The sequence below is a fragment of the Chitinophaga rhizosphaerae genome, from assembly GCF_003958645.1.
In the GTDB taxonomy this organism is placed as follows: Bacteria; Bacteroidota; Bacteroidia; order Chitinophagales; family Chitinophagaceae; genus Chitinophaga; species Chitinophaga rhizosphaerae.
This window is the reverse complement of sequence record NZ_RXLO01000002.1, coordinates 738,780-754,757: the sequence shown is the minus strand read 5'-3', so window position 1 is coordinate 754,757 and position 15,978 is coordinate 738,780. Positions and strand designations below refer to the sequence as shown.

Here is a 15,978-nt window from a genome sequence, read left to right as displayed (position 1 = left end):
CATTACTGTGCATGCAGAAGCAAATCAAATCCGCTTTGATCTCCGTTTTCTATAAAGACAACCTGGAGAATATCGTCAAAGCATTGGGCCAGCAGGGCGTAACCATTTATTCCACTGGCGGTACGCAGCAATTCATCGAGGACCTCGGTGTGAAATGCGTAGCTGTGGAAGACCTGACCGCGTATCCGTCGATCCTCGGCGGCCGCGTGAAAACCCTCCACCCGAAAGTATTTGGTGGCATCCTCGCCCGCCGGGAAAACCCGCAGGACCTGGAGCAGCTCGCCCAGTACGAGATTCCCGAGATCGACCTCGTGATCGTGGACCTCTATCCCTTCGAAGAAACCGTTAAAAGCACGACCGAAGAACAAGCCATCATCGAGAAGATCGACATCGGCGGTGTTTCCCTCATCCGTGCAGCCGGCAAGAACTATAAAGACGTGGTGATCGTGGCTTCCAAAGACCAGTACGGTTCACTGGAGCAGGTGCTGGTAGAAGGCAAAGGCGCCACCACGCTGGAACAGCGCCGCTTCTTCGCCGCCAAAGCGTTCGAAGTTTGCGCGCATTACGACGTTGCCATCGCTTCCTGGTGGATGCGTAACGAGGAAGGGAAAGATTATTTCCAGCTTTCCGTTCCCCGTGGCCAGGTTTGCCGGTACGGCGAAAACCCTCACCAGAAAGGCGTTTTCTATGGCAATCTCACGGAAATGTTCGACAAGCTCCACGGCAAGGAGCTTTCCTATAACAACCTGGTAGACGTAGATGCGGCCGTTCAGCTGATCGCCGAATTCAGCGAAACCACTTTCGCCGTGATCAAACACACCAACGTATGCGGTATCGCCAGCCGTGCAACGCTTTCCGAAGCCTGGGAAGCCGCGCTCGCCGGCGACAAGGAATCCGCCTTCGGCGGCGTACTCGCCTGCAACAAAGTGGTAGACGCGGCTACAGCGCAATCCATCAACGAGATTTTCTTCGAAATCCTCATTGCCCCCGGCTTTGAGCCCGCAGCACTGGAAATCCTCCAGGCGAAGAAGAACCGCATCCTTCTTTTGCAAAAACAGCCCCTGAAGTCTCCCAGCATGCTCAAAAACGTGCTGAACGGCGTACTGGTGCAGGATAACGACGAAGGCAGCTACAAAGAATGGAACGATACCGGTGCTCAACCCGCCACTGCTGCGCAGCGTGCCGACCTGGAGTTTGCCAACATCGTCTGCAAACACCTCAAATCCAACGCCATCGCGCTGGTGAAAGATCGTCAGCTCGTAGGCAAAGGCTGTGGCCAAACCTCCCGCATCGACGCGCTCCGTCATGCGATCGAGAAAGCCAAGCAATTCAACTTCAGCCTGGAAGGCGCTGCCATGGCGTCTGACGCGTTCTTCCCCTTCGACGATTGCGTTCGCATCGCACATGCAGAAGGCATCAACGCTGTGATCCAGCCCGGCGGTTCCATCCGCGACGCCGATTCCATCAACTTTGCCAAAGAAAACGGCATGGTGATGATCGTTACGGGCATGCGTCACTTCCGTCACTAAATCTGAGAATAGACGAACTTTTAATAAGAATGGCCGCCCGATTGGGCGGCCATTCTATTTTAGCAAAATGCAAGTTCGCGTTTCACGGTATTTAGCTTCGGCTTATTAATTAAATCAATTGCGGAATAGATCCTGTAAATTTTGTCGCACGTCAGGTATTTTGGAATTAACAGATCAATTTCTAATTTGAAAATCTTGCTTATAACGACGATATCAGTGAGTGTAAATGGTTTAACACCGTTAATCAATTCCGACATATGCGTCTTACTTTTATGACCAAGTAAGAAACCGAGTTCTTCCTGTGTAAGATTGAATTCTTTTAATTTGCGCTGAATGGTTTTCCTTCTTTTTTCGAAAAAAATCCGCTCCTTTTCCGCAACTGCTGCCGCCAGATCGCTTTGATCAACTTGATCCATGCTTACAAATAATTTATGTGGGCTACAATTTCTTGAATTGCTTCTTGTCTGGATGTTAGGTATTGGTTAACAGTAGTTTATGTAAATGAGTTTGTGCGTTAAAGCAAAGTAATTTCTACACAATCAATAATTTTGTACTATTGCCCCACAGCAAATGCCCTTTATACAGCAACATACGAGGAAGGAAGCCGATGACGCCGCGCTGGTCCGGGAATACAAGGAATCCGGTCAGTTGGAGACTTTGGCTGCGCTCTATGAGCGGTATATGGACCTCGTATACGGTGTTTGCCTCAAATACCTGGACGAAGACAGCGCTAAAGATGCCGTCATGCAGATTTTCGAAGAGTTGATAGGAAAGGTGAAACAGCATGAAATTCAATCGTTTAGAGGGTGGCTGCACGTCCTGGCCAGGAATCATTGTCTCATGAAGCTCCGCGCCGCCGGCACCCGGGGCAGGATCGTGGAAATGGATGATGAGGGATTTGTGGAATCCGGGCCATTTTTTCATCCGGATAGTGGTAACGGGTTGGAAGATAACCTCCAGGCCATGGAGCGCTGTATGGAGCACCTGCCCGAAGAACAGAAAAAGAGCGTAGACCTGTTTTACCTGCAGGAAAAAAGCTATCGCGAAGTAGCCGAAATCACCGGTTACGACATGAATAAAGTGAAAAGCTACATCCAGAACGGAAAGAGAAACCTGAAGATCTGTATGGAGAAAAAATAAATGGCAACGCCGAAAAAACATATCGAGCCCACTGCGGACATGATCCGCCGGTACCTGGCAGGCGAGCTGGACGATAAAACCATGCACGCCCTGGAGCGCCAGGCCCTGGAAGACCCCTTCCTGGCCGAAGCGATCCAGGGATATGGCAAAAGCCCCCATGCCCAGGAGCCCGCACTGAACGATCTCCGCGCCCGCCTGCAGCAACGCGTGGCACAACCGCCCATTACACCTACAGGCGCCGTTCGCCGCATCGACCGCCGCTGGCTGGCCGCTGCAAGCATATTGCTCCTTATCGCTATTTCCGCCGTATTTCTCATCAACCGCGGCCCCTCCGTGAAAGATGTGGCCCAGGAATTCCCCGCGGCCCCCAAAGCCCGGGACTCCGCCACGCCGCTAGCCCCGCCGGCTCCCGCCGCCGCACAGCCGGGAACCACCCAGGCTATCGTAGCCAATTCCGCCAGCGATCAACCCTCGCCACAACCGGAAAAGAAAACCGTGACAGCGTCCCGCAAAGCAAAAGCGACCCGCCAACGCGCTACGGAAGAGAAAGACAGGGCCCGGTCCACGGATTTCCATAAAACACAACCCTCCCGCGTTGCCGGTGATAATACCGCGGAAGCTGCACCCGCATTGGCGGCGGCGCCTGCTCGCACGCTTACGCTTCCACCTCCTCCGCCAGCGGCCACTTACGGAGCTGGATCAGTCAACAAGGCAAAAGTCACCGATACGATTTACATCGGCCGGAAGCCTTCCGAATTGATGAGGAAAAACCTGCAGTCAGATGATATCGCCAGCAAAACGCAAGGCAAAGTAGCGGGTGTGGAGTCCAATTACTCGTCTTATCACGAAGCGCACGACCTCCGCCTCATCAGCGGCAAAGTGCTCGACGCGTCTACCGGGGAGCTCATGCGCGGTGCCATCGTGCACGAACGTTCTACCAATAAACGCGTGATGACAGACAGTGCAGGTCAGTTTGCCTTCACGGTCAAGTCCGCTGCCCGCACCAGCCTCGACGTATCGCTGCTCGGATACAAAAACACGGTCGTAAATGTCCCTGAAAACAATAATTCGCTCGATATTTATCTTCCGACCGCCGAAAACGCCTTGTCTGAATCGATCCTGACAGGAGGCACCAGGGGCCGGGCTGTGCCTCTGCCAGGCCTGGGCCAGGCTGCTTACCGCCAATATCTCGACTTCCTGCCGCCGGTGCCCGTAGCGGCGCTGCGCGACTCGCTTTCCGGCGAAGTGCGGGTTACGTTCCTGGTATATCCCGACGGTTCCCTCCACAACGTAAAAGCCGATCGTCCTTTCCATCCCGCAGCAGGCGAAGCCGCCGTAAAACGGGTAGAAGAAGGCCCCAAATGGGTGCCGGTGAGCGGGCGTAAACGTAAAGCGGAGATCAACGTGCCGGTGAAGCTCATCCCCATGAAATAAAAAAGACCGGCAAAACGCCGGCCTTTCCACTATTATTCAAGCAATCCAATCAATTATTTCTTCCGTTCCTTCCATTGCTGGTTGAAAGATTTCGCCGCGAAAATGGGGAGCCCGCGCTCATCGTCGCCCCAGGCGCTGCCGAACAGTTTGCCGATCACGAAATTCTTTGTCTTCCCACCCACGAGGTTCATCATCCTGCGGCTGAGGCAAGCCTGTTTCCAGCCGAACCAGCCCAGTTTTTCGCCGCCGCCGGTATGATGCTCTTCCACCGCTTTATGACGGTTGTGGAGCAGCAGTTCGTGCAGGTTGATGCGAACGGGGCATACTTCCGTGCAGTTGCCGCATAGCGACGATGCATAGCTGAGGTGCATGTATTCGCCGACCCCTTTCAGATGCGGAGTGATCACCGAGCCGATGGGACCGCTGTAAGTGGTTTTGTAAGTATGGCCGCCGATGTTTTTATACACAGGGCAGGCGTTGAGGCAGGAGCCGCAGCGGATGCAATAGAGGGCTTCGCGGGCTTCCACGTCTTTGAGCAGGTTGGTACGGCCGTTGTCGAGGAAGATGACGTACATCTCCTCAGGACCATCCGTTTCGCCCTCCTGGCGCGGGCCGGAGAAAACGGAGTTGTAGGATGTGATCTGCTGGCCTGTGCCGTATGTCGCGAGCAGCGGCCAGAAAAGGGCGAGATCGTTGATGGAAGGCAGCACTTTTTCGATCCCGATCAGCGCGATGTGCGTTTTCGGGAAGGAAGTCGTCAGCCTGGCGTTGCCCTCGTTTTCCGTTACCGCGATACCGCCGATGTCGGCGATGACGAAGTTGGCGCCGGTGATGCCCACTTCCGCTTCCAGGTATTTCTGGCGGAGCTTGTCGCGGGCTACGAGCGTGAGTTGCTCGGGCGTAAGCGTAGAGGGGGTTCCCAGTTTATCGTGGAACAGGTCGGCCACTTGCTGTGCGCTTTTGTGCATGGCCGGCGTAACGATGTGGTAGGGGGGCTCTTCGTCCAGCTGCTGGATGTATTCGCCCAGGTCCGTTTCTATGCTTTCGATATTATGTTCTTGCAGGAAGTCGTTGAGATGGATTTCTTCCGTGGCCATCGATTTACTTTTCACCACGGATTTGCAGTTCTTGGCCTTGCAGATGGCGAGGATCTCTTCCCGCGCCTGTTCCGCCGTTTCGGCCCAGATCACCTTTCCGCCCCTTTTGATGAAATTCATTTCGAATTCCTCCAGGTGCTTGTCGAGGTTCTCGATGGCGCGCCATTTCACGTTTTTCGCCCGTTCGCGGGCGGTGGTCAGGTCAGCAAACTGCATCTTGCCGTTCTTGACCGCGGCGTTGTATTTGCCGATGTTGAAATTGATCGTATTGCGGTGGCCGAGATCCGCCGCTTTAACTTCACTTTCGTTGAGAAATGTGCTGGCCGTTTTATTCATGGCTGTAAATATAGTCAAAATGTCTACTGCTGGACCCGTTACGCAAAGATTGAGCCTATTGTACAGGTCCTTGCAAAGATGCTATCAAAGTTTCATTCTTCCGTGCTGTACTGACCTGTCGCGATCTGGTCGAGGACGTTGTAAAAATCTTCACCGTACTTTCTGACGAGGGCTTCCTTCAGGAATTTGTAAACCGGTACCTGCAGCTGGTTTCCGAGTTTGCAGGCGGGTTTGCAAATACTCCATTTGTCGTAGTTGACGGCCTCGAAGGATTCGTATTTTGTGATGCGGATGGGATAGAGGTGGCAGGAAATGGGTTTCCGGTAATCGGTGGCGCCGGCTTTCCAGGCTTTTTCGATACCGCATCCCACGTGGCCGTTTTCGTCGATATCGGCGTAGGCGCAGATGGCGCCGTTGACGATGGGCGTAACGTGGCCGTGCTCATCGTCCCAGGTATGAAGGCCTGTGGCTTCGATTTCGCGGATGCCTTCTTCGCGGAGGTACGGTTTGATGGAAGGGTATATGCGACGGAGGGTTTCGAGTTCCGGCTCCTCCAGCGGCGCGCCGCAATCGCCCGCTACGCAGCAGGCGCCTTTGCAGGCGTTCAGGTTGCATACAAAATTTTTCTCGACCACATCATCGCTGATGTATTTGTCATCGATCACTATCATCTTGCTCTCAGTTTGGTCTCCATTTCAAAGTGTTCACGAGGTGCCGCATATCTTCTTCCACGAACCGGGTTACCGGTGCCAGGGAGTCCGCATTCGGCTGGGCGTAAAAATACAACGCTCCGCGCAGAAAATGGTTGCTGGAATCCGTCACGAAAAACTGTTTCGCCGAAGCTGCGTTTCCCGCCACTTCGTAAAACAGGCCCGAAACGCCGTTGGGCGTCGTAATGGCTTCTTCTTCAATGGATTCCGCTTTGTAAGTATGTTTGTAGGTGAGTTTGAACGCGTCGTTCACCAGCTTGTCCAGCGAATTATTTTTACCCACCTGCTTGTAGCTGAGGTAGATTTTACCGTCGAATTGGGGGATTTCGATATTGATCCACCAGGGATTTTCCGCTTTTTCGTCGAAAAACAGGGTGTCTTTCACGATCCGGGCATATGTCGGATACTCGAAAGTATACGGGTATCCAGGCTCATTGAACAGCTGGTAATGCTTTTCGGGAAGATCGATCTGGAAATAGCCCCTCGGTTTGGGCGTGTGGCCGCGTTGCTGGCAAGCTGCGAAAATAAAGGCGAAAGTCAGGAGCGGGAGGAGGCGTTTCATTCCGTTTCGATGTCTGATTTGATGCTGACCTGTACCTTCTGGATGCGCATTTTAGTGACTTCCAGGATGGTGAAATCGAAGTTGCCGTAGCTGATGACGCTGTTCTCTTCCGGGAATTTGCCCGAAAGCTCGAGGATGAGGCCTCCGATGGAATCGCTTTCGCCTTTTACCTGTTCAAAGGTATCGGGCGCGATGTTCAGGATGCGGCACACGTCGTTCAGCATGGTCTTGCCTTCGAACACATAGGTATGGTCGTTGACTTTATTGTAGTTGAATTCTTCTTCGTCGAACTCGTCTTTGATATCCCCGATCACTTCCTCCATGATGTCTTCCAGGGTCACGATGCCGGAAGTGCCGCCGAATTCGTCTACCACCACGGCAAAATGCATGTGGCGGGTCTGGAATTCGTTGAGGAGGTCTTCGATCAGCTTGTGTTCATGGACGAAAAACGGCTGGCGCATCACTTCGTGCCAGTCGAACGAGTCCCCTTTCCCCAGGTGCTGCAGCAGATCTTTGGTGTGGATCACGCCCACGATGGTGTCGAGGTTATTTTTATACACGGGAAGCCGGGAATAATGAAGGTCGGCCACGTGTTTGGTGACTTCGCTGAAAGGGAGGTCGAACTCCAGTCCGTTCACATCGAGCCGTGTGCGCATGATCTGTTTCACGGCGATGTTGCCGAATTTGAGGATGCCGCGGACGATGTTTTTCTCTTCCTGCGACGCGCCTGGCTCCACGCTCATCTCGATCACTTCGTCGATCTCGCGGTAATTGATGGGTTTGGTGTTGCGGTGGAAGAGGCGTGCCTCGATGCTTTCGCTGAGGTTGACGAAGAAATTGCTCACCGGTTCGAACGTGGCGTGGATGAGATGTACCAGCCAGGCGAAATAGGTGGCGAAGCGCATGTTGTTCTGGGTGGCCCACACGCGGGGGAGGATCTGTCCGAAAAAAAGGAGGACCAGGGTGATGATGGCGATGCGGACCACGAAGGAAACCACGGCCAGCTCCTGGAGCGACTCTACCTGGTAAATGAGGTAATTGGCGATGAAGATGAAAGCGATATTGAAAAGGACGTTGGCGATCTGGAGGGATGCCAGCAGCGATTTTGGCTTTTCGAGCAGCCGCGTGATGGTGCGGCCGGCATTGTTCTGCCTGGTTTTGAGGACGTTAAGGTCTTTGTAATTCAGTGAAAAGAAGGCAACTTCTGCGCCAGACACGATGAAGGTGAGCAGGAGCAGAATGAAAATGACCAGCAGGAACACCAGGACATTCACATCGGGGGCGGCGGCCGGCGCCGGGTTTTGCAGGAAAACATTCAGTAACGGTAGCATGCTAGCCGAAAAATAAGCCAAGATGATGAGCTTTGGTCAAAAATAAGGGGAAAGTAATTCAGGTCTTGGAGAGGTGAATCGCTTTCCCGCGTGCAAATATAAAGAATGTCCCGATACGGCAAGGAAAAGGAGCGGGCCTTGCCCCGGGGTGGTTTTTCAAAACGGTAGATCGTCGGCAGCCTCGCCCATGGGCGGGATCTCGATGCCGGGGAAACCTTCGCCATGGTGGCCGGGGCCGCTTTGTTGCGCGGAGGAGGAGCCGGAGCCGTGGGAAATGGCATGGTCGCCATTGCCGACGTCCATCCGCTTGTCGAGCATCACGAGGTTATCGCCCACTACTTCGGTGGCGAATTTCTTGTTGCCTTCCTTGTCTTCCCAGCTACGGGTGCGGAGGCGCCCCTCGATGTACACGAGGCTTCCTTTGTGGAGGTATTTCTGGGCCAGCTCTGCCAGGCCCCTCCAGAGCACGACTGTGTGCCATTCTGTCTGGGAAATCAGCTTGCCGGCGCGGTCTTTGAAAGTTTCCGTAGTGGCCAGTGAGAATTTTGCCACTGCTATGTTGCCTTCCAGGAACTGAACATCGGGGTCTCTGCCAAGATTGCCAATCAGGATTACTTTATTAACACCTCTCATAATTGTAGGTTTTAATTCTGTCCTATGTTTAAAAAATCATCTCACGGTCAACCTTATTAAAGTTAATGTTTTTTCTAATCGGGTACACAAAAAATTATCGGCCGAGGGCACGAATATTTTTTATAAGTCGTTATAAATGAATGGTACCGGAGTGCGGCCCGTTCGTCATCCTTTCAGGAAATCGACGATGATCTTCGGAAAAGCCAGCAGTTCGAGTTCTGCTGCGCTCACGGCGCGGAAGCCTTCGGGGGGCGAAATGGCCTTTTCCGGCCCGATCCGCAGGAAGCGGGCGTGGATGGTTTGATGGGTGAGCTGCTGTTTCCTTTCCGGGAAGGCCTGCTCTATTGTAACGGCGCCGGGGCCTACCAGGGCGCGGAAAGCAGGGGAGGCGAGCAGTTCGGCATCGGTGACGGGTGCGGGGGTCTCGATCATGGGGAATTCGTGGAGGTTTTCCCAGATGTCTTTGCCGGTCCGCTTGCGGACGTACCGCAGTGAGCCTTTGCCTAGCAACAAATAATAGAAATATCTTTTTTTTATGCGTAATTTTTTGGATTTTACAGGAACGAGATCTGTTAATCCTTTTTGAAAAGCTACGCATTGGGAGGATAACCGGCAAGATTTGCAGAGTGGAGTCTGTGGTTTGCAGACGACGGCCCCGAAGTCCATGATCGCCTGATTATAAGTGCCGGCCTGTTGCACGGGAAGTACGTCCTGGGCAAGTTGAGTGAAAAGTTTTTTGCCCGCGGTGGTATCCGTGGGTGTGTCGATACCGAAGAACCGCGCCAGTACGCGGTACACGTTGCCGTCGAGTACGGCGTGCGGGAGGTTGTACGCGAAAGAGGCGATGGCGGCGGCGGTGTAGGCGCCTACGCCTTTGAGTGCGGAGATGCCTTCGTAGGTGTCGGGGAAGCGGCCGTTCTGGTCGCGGGCCACGGTGCGGGCGGCGGCGAGCATGTTTTTGCAGCGGGCGTAGTATCCGAGGCCTTGCCAGAGGCGGAAAACTTCTTCGTCGGGCGCGTCGGCGAGTTCGGTGATGGAGGGGTAGGCGGAAATGAAGCGTTCGTAGTAGGGGCGGCCCTGTTCCACGCGGGTTTGCTGGAGGATGATCTCGGAGAGCCAGATGCGGTAGGGGTCTTTTTCCTGCTTCCAGGGCATGGACCGGTCGTTCTGCAGCTCATTCCAGGCCAGGATACCCGCGGTAAAAAATTGCTTCATATCGGCCATTTGCACAAAATAATTTATATATGTCGATTGATTTGTATATATTCGCTGTCCCGAAACCTTTGATAGTATTGTGTTGCAATGATTTACGGGTTGGTAAATAACGCAAATAAACGTATTTTTATAACCTGCTATCTATAATAAAAAATATTAAATTTTATTTGCTTGAAAATAGAGCGATTAAAATTTTTTATTTAACTTTGAAAACAAGTAATCCTCCGCTTCATTATGAGAAAAGCTGATTTGATTAACAACATTGCTGAAAAAACCGGCATCCCGAAAGTAGATGTGTTAGTAACACTCGAAGCCATGTTCAAGGAAGTGAAGGAGGCGTTAGCGAATGGCGAACATATCTACATCCGCGGATTTGGCAGCTTTATTACCAAGAAAAGGGCTGCTAAAATCGGGCGCAACATCAAGAAGAATGTGGCCGTGGAGATCCCCGAGCACTACATTCCGGCGTTTAAACCGTCGAAAGAATTTGTTGCAGAGGTAAAGAAGCTTAAAAGTTCATAGATTTGCATCCTAATATTGGAATAGGGTGCAAAGAAATCAACTATTGCTGATTGGCCTCGGCGTTGCCGCAGTTATCGCTTTGTTCGCGTTCGGCCGAATTTCGCCGAAGGTGCATGATCACGACCATGCCGCTACCGGCATGGCTATGCCACAAGGAAATGCCGCTACTGCAGCGGATTTCAAGGACTTATTGCAGAAGGCCAAGGAACGGGTTCCTGCCGAAAGGCTGGGAGAGATCTCCCGGCTGGAAAATGCTGTAGTGCGCGGAGACGTGCAGACGCAGCAGATCAATGCCTACCGCCAGCTTTACCTCCTCTGGGACGGCCTCAACGAGGCGCCCATCGCCGCACATTATGCCGGAGAAGCAGCCAAGTTGGAAAATTCCGGAAAAAATCTCACCTTTGCAGCCAATTTATTTTTAGAGCACCTTTCACACACCCAGGACCCTGCGGTGAAATTGTGGGAAGTTTCATCCGCGCTTGAATTGCTCGACCGGGCCATCGCCCTGGAACCCGGCAACGATACGCTGAAACTGAGAAAAGGAGCCCTCATCGTGGATTATACCGGCGAGCCCATGAAAGGCATCGGCATCCTCCGCGAAGTGGCAGAAAAGAACCCGGATTTCCTGGACGCTCAGCTCACCCTGGCAAATTTCTCCATCAAATCCGGCCAGTTCGATAAGGCGATCGAAAGAATGGACAAAGTCCTCGAACGCACGCCCAACGAACCCAAAGCCCTTTTCCTCCAGGCGGTAGCCTACCAGAGCAAAGGGGAAAACGAAAAAGCGGTAGACCTGCTCCGGCAGTGCCGCAAAATGATCAAAGACCCCGCTTTGGCGGCCGAGATCGACGAATACATAAAAAGTATTAAATAGTATTTTATAAAACATTAAAAAAATTACAAGCGTATGCCCTGCGGAAAGAAAAGAAAGAGACATAAAATCGCAACCCACAAGCGTAAGAAAAGACTGAGAAAGAACCGCCACAAGAAAGGCAAGAAATAATTCTCCTGTTTCCCCGCCATTTATACTAAGCATATAGATAGCCGGAGGGGCTGCGCGATAAATTTTTTAATGCAATCCTGCATGATGTTAGCATTAATCATTAAATTGCTAGTGTCATGCAGGTTGTTTTCGTAGTCAGCCCCGCAGACACCACGGATACCTGTATATCACTGAACCCTTTGCAATCCCCTCTAGACGACGTGTAAGCCGCCAACCACCGGCTACAACCGGGAATGCTGTACCCCCTTGTCAACCCACAGAGCACCGAGAGGATGGCATAAAGTGAAAGTATTTATGGATAAAAATTTGACGCTTGAATAAGGAATTGATTATAAATGCAGCACCGTCCGGTGTTGAAATTGCATTGCTGGAAGATAAGAAGTTGGTAGAGCTGCATCACGAAAGCGGCAATCCAAATTTTGCAGTGGGGGACCTTTATTTAGGCAAAGTAAAAAAACTCATCCCAGGCCTGAACGCGGCTTTCGTAGACGTAGGGTTCGAAAAAGACGCCTTCCTCCATTACACCGACCTCAGCCCGTACATCCGATCCATCCTGAAGTTCACCAACCAGGCCATCTCCGATAAATCCGGCGCTTTCGACTTCGGCAAATTCAAAAATGAACCCGAAATCATCAAAACCGGTAAAATCACGGAAGTCCTCGGCGGAAAACCCAACATCCTCGTACAGATCCTAAAAGAGCCCATTTCATCAAAAGGCCCGCGCCTCAGCTGCGAAATCTCCCTCCCGGGCAGATTCATCGTCATCACCCCGTTCAACAATATCGTGGCCGTCTCCAAAAAGATCCACTCCTCCGAAGAACGGAAAAGGCTCCAGAAGATCGTCGAAGCCATCAAACCGCCCAATTTCGGCGTTATCGTCCGCACCGCCGCCGAAGGCAAGAAAACCGCCGAGCTCCACGAAGACCTCACCACCCTGGTGAACACCTGGCAAACCATCCAGGAAAACCTCCGGAACGGTCAGGCCCCGCAAAAAATCCTCAGCGAACAGACCAAAACCACCAGCATCCTCCGCGATCTGCTGAACGAATCCTTCAACAGGATCGTCATCAATGATAAAAATATTTACACCGACACAAAAACGTATATCCAGAAGATAGCGCCCGAAAAGCAGGACATCGTCACCTACTACCACAACGGCGCCCCCATCTTCGACCACTTCGGCGTCACCCGGCAGGTAAAAGCCTCCTTCGGCAAAACCGTCAACCTCGACTCCGGCGTGTATCTCATCATCGAAGCCACGGAAGCACTCCACGTCATAGACGTGAACTCGGGCTACAAAAGCTCCAGCAACAACCAGGAACAAAACGCCCTCGCGTCCAACCTGGAAGCCGCAGCGGAAATCGCCCGGCAGCTGCGCCTCCGCGACCTCGGCGGCATCATCATCATCGATTTCATCGATATGAAACTGCCGGAGAACAAAAAGAACGTATACGAAGCCATGGAGAAATTCATGGCGCCAGACAGGGCCAAACACACCATTTTGCCCATCTCCAAGTTCGGTCTCATGCAAATCACCCGCCAACGGGTGAAACCGGAAATCACCATTTCCGTCGCCGAAGACTGCCCCACCTGCAAAGGCACCGGCAAAATCGGCGCTTCCATGCTCATCGTGGAAGATATCGAGAAGAACCTCCAGTATCTCCTCAACCACCAGCACAAAGGTCTCACCATCCGCGTGCACCCCATCCTCTACGCTTACCTCACCAAAGGATGGCTCCGCAGCCGCCAGTGGAAATGGTACTTCGCGTACAGGAAATGGATCAAGCTCCGTGCAGATTCCAACTACCATCTCACGGAATACCACTTCTTCGATAACAACGACGAAGAAATCAAGCTCTGATATTCGAAAAGGGCGCACCCGGCCGGTTGCGCCCTTTTTTTCCTCCGCCCGCATTCCGGCCCCCGCTTTGCAACATACCCGGCGGAAGATTGTTATACCTCCTAAATGCGACTTCGCTATGCTGAAAAAAATCGTACTGCCCACTTTGCTCGTGGCCCTCGCCGTGGCCTGCCAACAAGGCCAGAAAAGACCCCAGGGCGAAGGCATTAACCGCGACACCACGCACTACACCAAAGAAGAATACATCGCCGAAGCGATGGACAGTAACCTGGTTGTGGCGTTCCTGGACCATCATGCGGAATTTGCACCCTACCGCGAATCCATCCTCGGCTTCTACCGCAAACGCGATTTCCACTTCGCATGGATCGATAGCGCAGGCCTCACCGAACAAGCCGGCGGATTCATGAATATGATGCGGCAAGACGAAGCCTCCGGCATCCGCGATTCCTCGCTCGACAAATCTGCCGCCCTCCGTCTATACGATTCCCTTAGCGCCGAAGGCAGCGAGCTCAGCCGTAAGGATTCACTGTATCGCATCACCGAAATTTCCCTCACCGGGCAATTCTTCGAATACGCCCAGAAAACCTGGGGCGGTATGACCAGCGACAATTCCAAAGACCTGGAGTGGTTCATCCCCCGCAAAAAAATAAACGTAGAAAGCCTCCTCGATTCCGTTATCCGGTACCCGAAAACGGCCATCGCTACCAACGAGCCCGTCAACCGCCAATACAAACTGCTGCGCGATGAGCTGCAACGCCTCGCCAAACTCGCGAAAGATAATCCCGTGCTGGATTCTATCCGGATCGAGAAAAAGAAAACCTACAAATCGGGAGACGATTCCAACGTCATCGCCGCCGTGAAAAAAAGACTGCGGATGTATGGCGATTTCAAGGACAACGATACCACTTCCCGTTTCACGCCGCAACTCGACAGCGCCGTCCGCAACTACCAGGCGCGTTTCGGGCAGAAGGAAGACGGCGTTATCCGCGAAAGCACCGTGGCGTCGCTGAACCGGCCGCTGGAGCACTACATGCAACAGATCCTCCTCAACATGGAACGTATCCGCTGGGTGCCGGTGGAAGTAAATACCGATTACCTGCTCGTGAACATCCCGGAATTCCGGCTGCACGCATACGAAGACGGCAAGCTGGCCTGGAGCTGCAACGTGGTGGTGGGCACGCAGGGCAACAGCACCGTGATCTTCAGCAAAGATTTGAAATACGTCGTGTTCAGTCCTTACTGGAACGTACCCCCGGGCATCCTGAGGAAAGAAGTGCTGCCGGGCATACGGAAGAGCGGAAAAGCTTACCTGGCGCGGCATAACATGGAAATGTCGGGCAGTGGGAACAGCATTTCGGTAAGGCAGAAACCCGGGCCCAGCAACTCGCTCGGCAAAGTGAAATTCCTTTTCCCCAACGAATACAACATTTACCTGCACGACACACCGTCGAAAGGATTGTTCAACGAAACGAAGCGATCCTTCTCGCACGGATGCATCCGCGTTTCCGAACCGAAAAAACTGGCGGAATGGGTGCTGCGGAAAGATTCCAGCTGGACGGCCGCCAAGATCGACGCGGCCATGAACGCCAACAAGGAAAAATATGTTACGGTGAAAGAGAAGATCCCCGTGTTTATCGGGTATTTCACGGCGTGGGTCGACAGCCAGGGGCGCCTCAATTTCCGGGACGACGTGTATGGCCACGATAAGAAACTGGCGGCTTTACTGTTCGGAAAATAATTCAGACGGAACGTTCCGTATGCAGAAGCGGTTTCCCGGGAAGGGGGGCCGCTTTTGCCGTTGATTTGGGGGGAGAAATGCGTAGGAGGAGGAAGTAACCCGCGATGAGGGCGCCTGCGCAGCCGGCTACCATCATATAATACATCACGGGCGAATGCTGGATGAAATGATGGCTGCCCACATTGAGCAGGAGCGCGGAAGCGCCGTTGTAAGCCACGTGTATGAGCATCGACGGACAAAGATCGCGGAAGCGGAGGTAGAACGCGCCGGTCACGAGCCCCAGGAGAAAGGCGCCGGGCATTTGCGAAGGGTCGGGATGTGCGAGCATATACAGCAGCGCGCTCTGCACGAGCGCAACGCCGGGAGAGTAGCGGTGGAGGAGGGCTTCCATGATGATGCCCCGGAACAGTATTTCTTCCATCATCGCCATGAGCATGACCGTGCAAATGATGGAAAACGGCGAGCCGATGCGGATCGAAGTAAAACTCATGTCCGACCAAACCGGCAACGGCAGGATGCTGCCCAACCCGTCTTTCACCATCACCAGCGCGATGGCCATGGAAACGCACAGCAGGAAAAGCTCGCCGGTCATGTACAACCGGGGCATGAACTGGAAATTATCGCGCTTGCGGACGAGTGCGCAAGCGATGACGCTCACTCCGCCCAGGGTGTATAACCAGGATAGCAGTTCGGGAAATTGCAGGAGGTTGATGCCAGATACCAGGAACACGATCGCGCAGGGAATGATCCATCCGGCAAATAGTGCGATCTGCATTTGCCATGCGCCATTCAATGACAGACCATGCCTTGTTTTGACATACATATTAGTGCAGCTAAATTTTCTTCGGGTAGTTGACTAGTCTCGGT

Annotated in this window: 15 protein-coding genes; 7 read left to right on the top strand and 8 right to left on the bottom strand. The window is 53.0% G+C overall.

From position 1 onward, the window contains the following. Positions 1 to 11: 11 nt before the first annotated feature. Positions 12 to 1,529 (top strand): bifunctional phosphoribosylaminoimidazolecarboxamide formyltransferase/IMP cyclohydrolase, encoded by a 1,518-nt coding sequence (purH, locus tag EJ361_RS06780; protein ID WP_126244600.1) that lies wholly within the window; start codon positions 12 to 14, stop codon positions 1,527 to 1,529. A 59-nt stretch (positions 1,530 to 1,588) separates the two neighbouring features. Here the strand turns inward: purH and EJ361_RS06775 are convergent, their stop codons facing one another. Continuing rightward, positions 1,589 to 1,945, bottom strand: coding sequence for a helix-turn-helix domain-containing protein (locus tag EJ361_RS06775; RefSeq protein ID WP_126244598.1), 357 nt, complete (start codon positions 1,943 to 1,945; stop codon positions 1,589 to 1,591). 154 nt (positions 1,946 to 2,099) lie between these two features. Between EJ361_RS06775 and EJ361_RS06770 the strand changes: the two genes are divergently transcribed. Then, positions 2,100 to 2,669 carry an RNA polymerase sigma factor gene (locus EJ361_RS06770; RefSeq protein WP_126244596.1) on the top strand — a complete coding sequence of 190 codons (570 nt, stop codon included), beginning with the start codon at positions 2,100 to 2,102 and terminating at the stop codon, positions 2,667 to 2,669. Further along, positions 2,670 to 4,103 carry a carboxypeptidase-like regulatory domain-containing protein gene (locus EJ361_RS06765; RefSeq protein ID WP_126244594.1) on the top strand — a complete coding sequence of 478 codons (1,434 nt, stop codon included), beginning with the start codon at positions 2,670 to 2,672 and terminating at the stop codon, positions 4,101 to 4,103. It abuts the gene before it with no gap. A 53-nt stretch (positions 4,104 to 4,156) separates the two neighbouring features. On the opposite strand, the gene EJ361_RS06760 is transcribed toward EJ361_RS06765, so the two are convergent. From EJ361_RS06760 to mutY, 6 genes are all read right to left on the bottom strand, one after another. Next, entirely contained in the window at positions 4,157 to 5,536 is a 1,380-nt protein-coding gene (locus EJ361_RS06760; RefSeq protein ID WP_126244592.1) for a LutB/LldF family L-lactate oxidation iron-sulfur protein, read from the bottom strand. Positions 5,537 to 5,628: 92 nt separating this feature from the next. After that, positions 5,629 to 6,207, bottom strand: a complete 579-nt coding sequence (locus EJ361_RS06755) for a DUF3109 family protein (protein WP_126244591.1) — start codon at positions 6,205 to 6,207, stop codon at positions 5,629 to 5,631. Between the two features lie 7 nt (positions 6,208 to 6,214). Further along, positions 6,215 to 6,808 (bottom strand): gliding motility lipoprotein GldD, encoded by a 594-nt coding sequence (gene gldD, locus EJ361_RS06750; protein ID WP_126244590.1) that lies wholly within the window; start codon positions 6,806 to 6,808, stop codon positions 6,215 to 6,217. Next, positions 6,805 to 8,139 (bottom strand): gliding motility-associated protein GldE, encoded by a 1,335-nt coding sequence (gene gldE, locus EJ361_RS06745; protein ID WP_126244589.1) that lies wholly within the window; start codon positions 8,137 to 8,139, stop codon positions 6,805 to 6,807. Before gldE ends, gldD begins: the two co-directional genes overlap by 4 nt. A gap of 156 nt (positions 8,140 to 8,295) precedes the next feature. Further along, the gene (locus EJ361_RS06740; RefSeq protein ID WP_126244588.1) at positions 8,296 to 8,772 is read right to left on the bottom strand and encodes a single-stranded DNA-binding protein; all 477 of its coding nucleotides are present in this window, start codon (positions 8,770 to 8,772) and stop codon (positions 8,296 to 8,298) included. A 165-nt stretch (positions 8,773 to 8,937) separates the two neighbouring features. Next, the gene (gene mutY, locus EJ361_RS06735; RefSeq protein WP_126244587.1) at positions 8,938 to 9,987 is read right to left on the bottom strand and encodes an A/G-specific adenine glycosylase; all 1,050 of its coding nucleotides are present in this window, start codon (positions 9,985 to 9,987) and stop codon (positions 8,938 to 8,940) included. 234 nt (positions 9,988 to 10,221) lie between these two features. On the opposite strand from mutY, the gene EJ361_RS06730 reads away from it, so the two are divergent. From EJ361_RS06730 to EJ361_RS06715, 4 genes are all read left to right on the top strand, one after another. Further along, positions 10,222 to 10,509 (top strand): HU family DNA-binding protein, encoded by a 288-nt coding sequence (locus EJ361_RS06730; protein WP_029464490.1) that lies wholly within the window; start codon positions 10,222 to 10,224, stop codon positions 10,507 to 10,509. A 25-nt stretch (positions 10,510 to 10,534) separates the two neighbouring features. Next, complete coding sequence (locus EJ361_RS06725) at positions 10,535 to 11,383, top strand: tetratricopeptide repeat protein (RefSeq protein WP_126244586.1); 849 nt, start codon at positions 10,535 to 10,537, stop codon at positions 11,381 to 11,383. Positions 11,384 to 11,825: 442 nt separating this feature from the next. Beyond that, positions 11,826 to 13,373 carry an Rne/Rng family ribonuclease gene (locus tag EJ361_RS06720; protein ID WP_126244585.1) on the top strand — a complete coding sequence of 516 codons (1,548 nt, stop codon included), beginning with the start codon at positions 11,826 to 11,828 and terminating at the stop codon, positions 13,371 to 13,373. A 118-nt stretch (positions 13,374 to 13,491) separates the two neighbouring features. Continuing rightward, the gene (locus EJ361_RS06715) at positions 13,492 to 15,111 is read left to right on the top strand and encodes a L,D-transpeptidase family protein (protein WP_126244584.1); all 1,620 of its coding nucleotides are present in this window, start codon (positions 13,492 to 13,494) and stop codon (positions 15,109 to 15,111) included. A gap of 1 nt (position 15,112) precedes the next feature. Here EJ361_RS06715 and EJ361_RS06710 read toward each other — a convergent pair whose 3' ends face one another. Further along, positions 15,113 to 15,886 (bottom strand): CPBP family intramembrane glutamic endopeptidase, encoded by a 774-nt coding sequence (locus EJ361_RS06710; RefSeq protein ID WP_164714116.1) that lies wholly within the window; start codon positions 15,884 to 15,886, stop codon positions 15,113 to 15,115. Positions 15,887 to 15,978 lie beyond the last annotated feature (92 nt).